General features: G+C 37.5%; 6 protein-coding genes and 1 pseudogene. 3 read left to right on the top strand and 4 right to left on the bottom strand.

Going from position 1 to position 5,498, the window contains the following annotated elements:
* Positions 1 to 779, bottom strand: a pseudogene (locus ABIQ28_RS01065) (microtubule-binding protein); the annotation flags it as partial.
* Between the two features lie 174 nt (positions 780 to 953).
* Here ABIQ28_RS01065 and ABIQ28_RS01060 point away from each other — a divergent pair.
* Together ABIQ28_RS01060 and ABIQ28_RS01055 are read left to right on the top strand one after the other, a co-directional pair.
* Positions 954 to 1,739: an MBL fold metallo-hydrolase gene (locus tag ABIQ28_RS01060; RefSeq protein WP_348034899.1), complete on the top strand. Its 786-nt coding sequence runs from the start codon at positions 954 to 956 to the stop codon at positions 1,737 to 1,739.
* A 124-nt stretch (positions 1,740 to 1,863) separates the two neighbouring features.
* Positions 1,864 to 2,097 carry a hypothetical protein gene (locus tag ABIQ28_RS01055; RefSeq protein ID WP_348034898.1) on the top strand — a complete coding sequence of 78 codons (234 nt, stop codon included), beginning with the start codon at positions 1,864 to 1,866 and terminating at the stop codon, positions 2,095 to 2,097.
* A gap of 96 nt (positions 2,098 to 2,193) precedes the next feature.
* On the opposite strand, the gene ettA is transcribed toward ABIQ28_RS01055, so the two are convergent.
* The 3 genes from ettA to ABIQ28_RS01040 all read right to left on the bottom strand — a co-directional run bounded on the left by ettA (position 2,194) and on the right by ABIQ28_RS01040 (position 4,556).
* Complete coding sequence (gene ettA / locus ABIQ28_RS01050; RefSeq protein WP_348034897.1) at positions 2,194 to 3,885, bottom strand: energy-dependent translational throttle protein EttA; 1,692 nt, start codon at positions 3,883 to 3,885, stop codon at positions 2,194 to 2,196.
* 88 nt (positions 3,886 to 3,973) lie between these two features.
* Complete coding sequence (locus ABIQ28_RS01045; protein ID WP_348034896.1) at positions 3,974 to 4,333, bottom strand: four helix bundle protein; 360 nt, start codon at positions 4,331 to 4,333, stop codon at positions 3,974 to 3,976.
* 46 nt (positions 4,334 to 4,379) lie between these two features.
* Positions 4,380 to 4,556 (bottom strand): CAL67264 family membrane protein, encoded by a 177-nt coding sequence (locus ABIQ28_RS01040; RefSeq protein ID WP_348034895.1) that lies wholly within the window; start codon positions 4,554 to 4,556, stop codon positions 4,380 to 4,382.
* A gap of 320 nt (positions 4,557 to 4,876) precedes the next feature.
* Between ABIQ28_RS01040 and ABIQ28_RS01035 the strand changes: the two genes are divergently transcribed.
* Positions 4,877 to 5,498 (top strand): MFS transporter (locus tag ABIQ28_RS01035; RefSeq protein WP_348034894.1); only part of this gene is annotated, 622 nt, incomplete at its 3' end.

Here is a 5,498-nt window from a genome sequence, read left to right as displayed (position 1 = left end):
TGTTCTAAGGTGGTCACTTTTCCAACGGCTTGTGCATATTGGGACGACTGTTTATCGACGATCTCCTCTAACTCTTGACGTGCTTGCCTTAACAAGGCGTAATTGTCATCGAGTTTTGCTTCTACTTCTTTCTTCTTCTCTAAAGAACGAATGTGATTTTTAGTGGCCTCAACAATGGCAACCTGAAGTTTATCTTCAACCTCTTTGATTTCAACTTCCCTATTTTTTAACCGAGTCACTGCGGCTTGACTCTTATAAGATAGTTCACTTAAAAGGGTTTGCACATCAGCACTTTCGATACGCTCTTGGAACATGGCTTTAGCGCGATTATCAGCACCTGCTCTAACTTTTTCGGCTTCTTTAAACTCTTGCTCTTCTTGTTTAATCTTGCTTTTACGTCCCCAAAGATTATTCCACCATGTATCTGGTTTATTTCGCGCGTCTTCTAATTCAATGCGTGCGCGTTCTAGCCCTTTCTGAGCATCGTCGATGACACGTTGTTCATCGGCATTTAGAGATGAGAATTTTTCAAACATAATACCAACTTCATCCTGATAATCGGTAAGATCCTTGATGGCATCCAATAATGTGGTCCGGTCCTTCTCAGCCATGTGCACCACATCATCAAGTGTGGCGTTCAGAATTTTCTGACGGGATTGTGGATCATCTTCCTGAGCCAATTTAGACTTCATAGTGTCAATGGCCTTTCCCCAATTGACATCCACTTTACCCGTTTTTTCGTTGGAATTGGTTTCCAATAAATCAAAATCATCAGACATATCGTAGCGTTTATTTGTGTTCAACAAGTTATTACTGAGTAGCAATTTCGTTAAAATTAATCATTTTCAAAATTATTATTCTTAAAATTATAAGTAGGTTTTGTTATTAAATTGTTACAAGTGATTAAATATATTTCAAAAGTCACTATCTTTAAGAGGCAAAAGCTAACAATTATGAAATCTACAATTATTATCGCTTCAATTTTTTCACTGCTCTTATTTAACTGTAAAAACAACACAGAAGGAACCGTCGAAATGGCTTCAAAAACTTCGAATATGACACCTGAAACCCCAAATCCCGAAGAGATTACGATCATTCCCATACAGCATGCCTCCATGATATTAGAATATAAAGACGATGTGATTTACGTAGATCCTGTGGGTGGGGCTGAACCCTATTTAGATCAGAAAAAGCCGGAGTACATTTTAATCACCCATATTCATGCGGATCATTTTGACATAAAAACTTTGGAAAGCTTGGTCTCGGCATCCACTACACTCATTGTACCACAAGCCGTAAAAGATAAGCTACCCGCGCTCAACGTTAAAGAAGTGTTGGTCATGAACAATGGCGACCTAAAAAAACTGAAAGCTTTTACAATAGAAGCGATCCCCATGTATAATTTAAGACCAGAAGCCCTGAAATTCCATCCCAAAGGACTGGGCAACGGATATGTTTTAACTTTAGGCGATAAACGTGTTTATATTTCGGGGGATACGGAAGACACTCCAGAAATGCGGCATCTCAAAAATATTGATATCGCTTTTGTATGCATGAATTTACCTTATACGATGACTGTAGAAAGTGCTGCCAGTGCTGTTTTGGAATTCAAACCTAAAAAAGTATATCCTTATCATTACAAAGGTCAAGACGGAATGAGTGATGTTGAGAAATTTAAATCCACTGTAAATAAAGAAAACCCTGATATTGAAGTCGTGCAGTTAGACTGGTATAAGTGATGATTTGTCGATGAAAATAGTCGATGAAAAACAAAAATATTCATAACTTTTTTAGTATGAAACAGTTACCGAATACATTAATAGTGTATATTTGACTAGCCAACCAAATCTAAATACTTGAAACATGCATTTATTCTCATATAAAACGCCCCTCGTATCGGCGGTAAGCACAGAACAACTTACTATGGTTTTACTTATAACCGCTGGTGTATTCTTGTTTTTTATTGCATTGGCAGTGATTAAAATGTATAAATTAAAAGCTGAAAACAAACGATTGACCGCAAGTGATGCTTTCAAAGCAGAAGTTAACGAAGGCTATAAGGACTTTACGGAAGGTCATTTATATGATAATAAATAGAATAAAAAAATCAATTTTTAATAACGAACTCCAAAACACCTATTATCCTTAGGAATTAAAATATAAAAAAGCCGCTCATCGAGCGGCTTTTCTTACTTATCGTACTAATTTTTTATACTTGATTCGCTTTGGGGTCAAATCACCACCAAGACGTTTTTTCTTATTCTCTTCGTAATCACTAAAGCTACCTTCAAAAAAATACACTTGCGAATCGCCTTCGAACGCTAGAATATGCGTACAGATTCTGTCCAAAAACCATCTGTCGTGACTAATCACAACGGCGCATCCTGCAAAATTCTCAAGACCTTCCTCCAGTGCTCTTAATGTATTAACATCCAAATCGTTGGTAGGCTCATCTAAAAGTAATACGTTACCTTCTTCCTTAAGTGTCATTGCTAAATGCAAACGGTTACGTTCTCCTCCAGAAAGCAGTTTAACTTTTTTGTTCTGTTCACTTCCCGAGAAATTAAATCGGCTTAAATACGCTCTAGAATTCACTTGCCTTCCGCCCATCAATATCAATTCCTGCTCATCACTGAAGTTTTGCCAAATGGATTTTTCTGGATCAATATTGGAATGCTTTTGATCAACATAAGCGATTTTCGCAGTTTCTCCCACTATAAACTCGCCTTTGTCTGGTGTTTCCTCACCCATAATCATTTTGAAAATGGTGGTTTTACCAGCACCATTCGGACCAATAACTCCAACAATTCCAGCTTGCGGTAAACTGAAATTTAAGTCTTCATAAAGCAGTTTATCGTCAAAACCTTTGCTGACTCCAACGGCATCAATAACATTAGTTCCTAAACGAGGTCCGTTTGGAATATAGATTTCCAGTTTTTCGTCAAGTTGTTTTTGATCTTGACTTAACAGTTTATCATAGTTGTTCAAACGTGCTTTTTGCTTAGTTTGACGTCCTTTGGCACCTTGACGTACCCAATCCAACTCACGCTCCAAAGTTTTTTGACGTTTGGAAGCGACTTTGCTTTCCTGAGCCATTCGTGTCGATTTTTGCTCCAACCAAGACGAGTAATTTCCTTTCCAAGGAATCCCTTCACCTCTATCGAGTTCTAAAATCCAACCCGCTACGTTATCCAAGAAATATCTATCGTGCGTTACCGCAATAATGGTTCCTTTGTATTGTGCCAAATGATTCTCCAACCAATGTACAGACTCCGCGTCCAAGTGGTTGGTAGGCTCATCCAGTAACAAAACATCTGGTTCTTGCAATAATAATCGGCATAAGGCCACACGACGACGCTCCCCACCAGAAAGCACTCCAATTTTCTTGTCGCCATCAGGAGTTCTTAAGGCATCCATCGCGATTTCTAATTTGGTATCCAATTCCCAAGCGTTTGAGGCATCGATTTTATCTTGCAATTCCGCTTGACGGTTCATCAACTTCTCCATTTTATCGGCATCAGAATACACTTCTTCCAAGCCAAACATCTCGTTGATTTTGTTATATTCATCAAGAATAGCCACCGTTTCAGCAGCACCTTCACGAACCACTTCCATCACGGTTTTGTTGTCGTCCAATTGTGGTTCTTGCTCCAAATAGCCTACAGAATAATCCTGAAGGAATGTCACATCGCCTTGATAGTTTTTATCAAGTCCGGCAATAATTTTTAAAAGTGTGGATTTACCAGAACCGTTAAGTCCTAAAATCCCGATTTTAGCTCCATAAAAGAAGCTCAAATGAATGTTTTTTAATACAGGTGTATCGGCACCTTTAAAAGTCTTAGTAAGTCCTCTCATCGAGAAGATTACTTTTTTATCGTCGCTCATTGTTGTTTTGTTTGTTGTTTGTTGTTTATTGTTTGGAGTTTGTGGTTTGGGTTTCGCAGATGATAAGGAATGATAGATGTGAATTAAACTAATCCTTTTTAAACTTTTGTCCTCTAAATTCAGAGTTTCTTAAATAGAACATAAAAGCTCCTAGTTTATTCTTTTCGATTTCGATTAGTTTTTCAAATTGCTCGGTGGAGAGATAGCCTTTATCAAAAGCTCTGTATGCTTGAGACTTCAACTCACTTGCTGAACCTTTGGAATAACTTAAAAAATTATGAAATTCTTTACTTCCATCTCTATCAAAACCTTCTGCAATATTGTCCATTATTGATCCTGAACTACCTTCCATTTGGTTTTTCAATCTAAAATTTTCGGAAATTGGTGTCGTTTGAAAAAGATGTTCTACAAATTTACAGATTTCCCGGGCACGTTGCCAAACTTCCAAATCTTCAAATTTTTCGATCCGTGCTATAACTATAGACTATAAACCGTTACACTCTCCCTTTTAGCGCATTAAATACCCAAGCAATAGCAAAGAATCCGATGCCCACTGCCCCAAAGCCATATCCGGCCACATCGTCGTACCTAAATGCACCTAAGCAAATTAAGGCAATTCCAACTATTATCATGATTGTTGTGGCCCAAGCCAACACTGTGTTTTTATTCATTGACATAAATCTTAGTTTTTAAGGGAACTACAAATATCGAATAATTTAGGATAAAAACATCTGTTAAAGTCAGATTTTAAAAGGATTCTTATAAATGTGATTCATTAGGCCATCCTGTATTTTGTGATTCGATTTCATAAAGTCTAGATTGGTATTTTGTTATATTTCTAAAGAGATTTCTAATTATTCCGCAATAATGGTGCAACTATTTGTAGGTCTTATCAATTAACTTTTTATTATCATTTATTCTGATGTCCGTGAGCTCCTTAACCCTTAAATTTGCAACTTCTTTTTTTTAAACTATTAAACACACCTTATTTATGAACAAAGCCTTACTAGCATTAGCCATTGGAGGATTTGGCATCGGCTTGACCGAGTTTGTCATTATGGGTATTTTACCAGATGTGGCCCAAGCTTTTGACATTAGTATCCCTGTTGCAGGACATTTTATCTCGGCTTATGCCTTAGGTGTGGTTATTGGCGCTCCCATACTTACAGGAATCGGCAGTAAATGGCCAGCCAATAAAGTGTTGTTGGTACTCATGTTATGGTTTACTGTTTTTAATACTTTATCAGCGTTTGCCACAGGCTATAACTCATTTATGATATTGCGCTTTCTATCTGGCTTACCTCATGGTGCGTTTTTTGGAATCGGAGCCGTTATGGCTGGCAAGTTGTCCAAACCAGGCAAACAGGCCCAAGGCATCGCCATTATGTTTAGTGGACTGACCGTCGCTAATCTTTTAGGAGTTCCGTTAGGAACTTATTTAGGCAAAAACTTTGATTGGAGTGCTTCTTTCTTAATGGTTGGAGTTGTTGGTGTCCTTGCCGTTTTAAGTGTGAAATTTTGGATGCCTTTACTTCAGAAATCTTCTGAAACTAAATTTACAAGTGAATTTAAAATTTTTAAACGCCCAGAACTCTGGCTTATCATTTTATTGA

Source organism: Gelidibacter sp. (assembly GCF_039916245.1).
GTDB lineage: Bacteria > Bacteroidota > Bacteroidia > Flavobacteriales > Flavobacteriaceae > Gelidibacter.
This window is presented reverse-complemented; position numbering and strand designations above follow the sequence as displayed.

Bases quoted from the DNA above. Each gene is read 5' to 3' on its own strand.
- ABIQ28_RS01060 (WP_348034899.1), top strand. From the start codon at position 954: ATGAAATCTACAATTATTATCGCTTCAATTTTTTCACTGCTCTTATTT.
- ABIQ28_RS01055 (WP_348034898.1), top strand. From the start codon at position 1,864: ATGCATTTATTCTCATATAAAACGCCCCTCGTATCGGCGGTAAGCACA.
- ettA (WP_348034897.1), bottom strand. From the start codon at position 3,885: ATGAGCGACGATAAAAAAGTAATCTTCTCGATGAGAGGACTTACTAAG.
- ABIQ28_RS01040 (WP_348034895.1), bottom strand. From the start codon at position 4,556: ATGAATAAAAACACAGTGTTGGCTTGGGCCACAACAATCATGATAATA.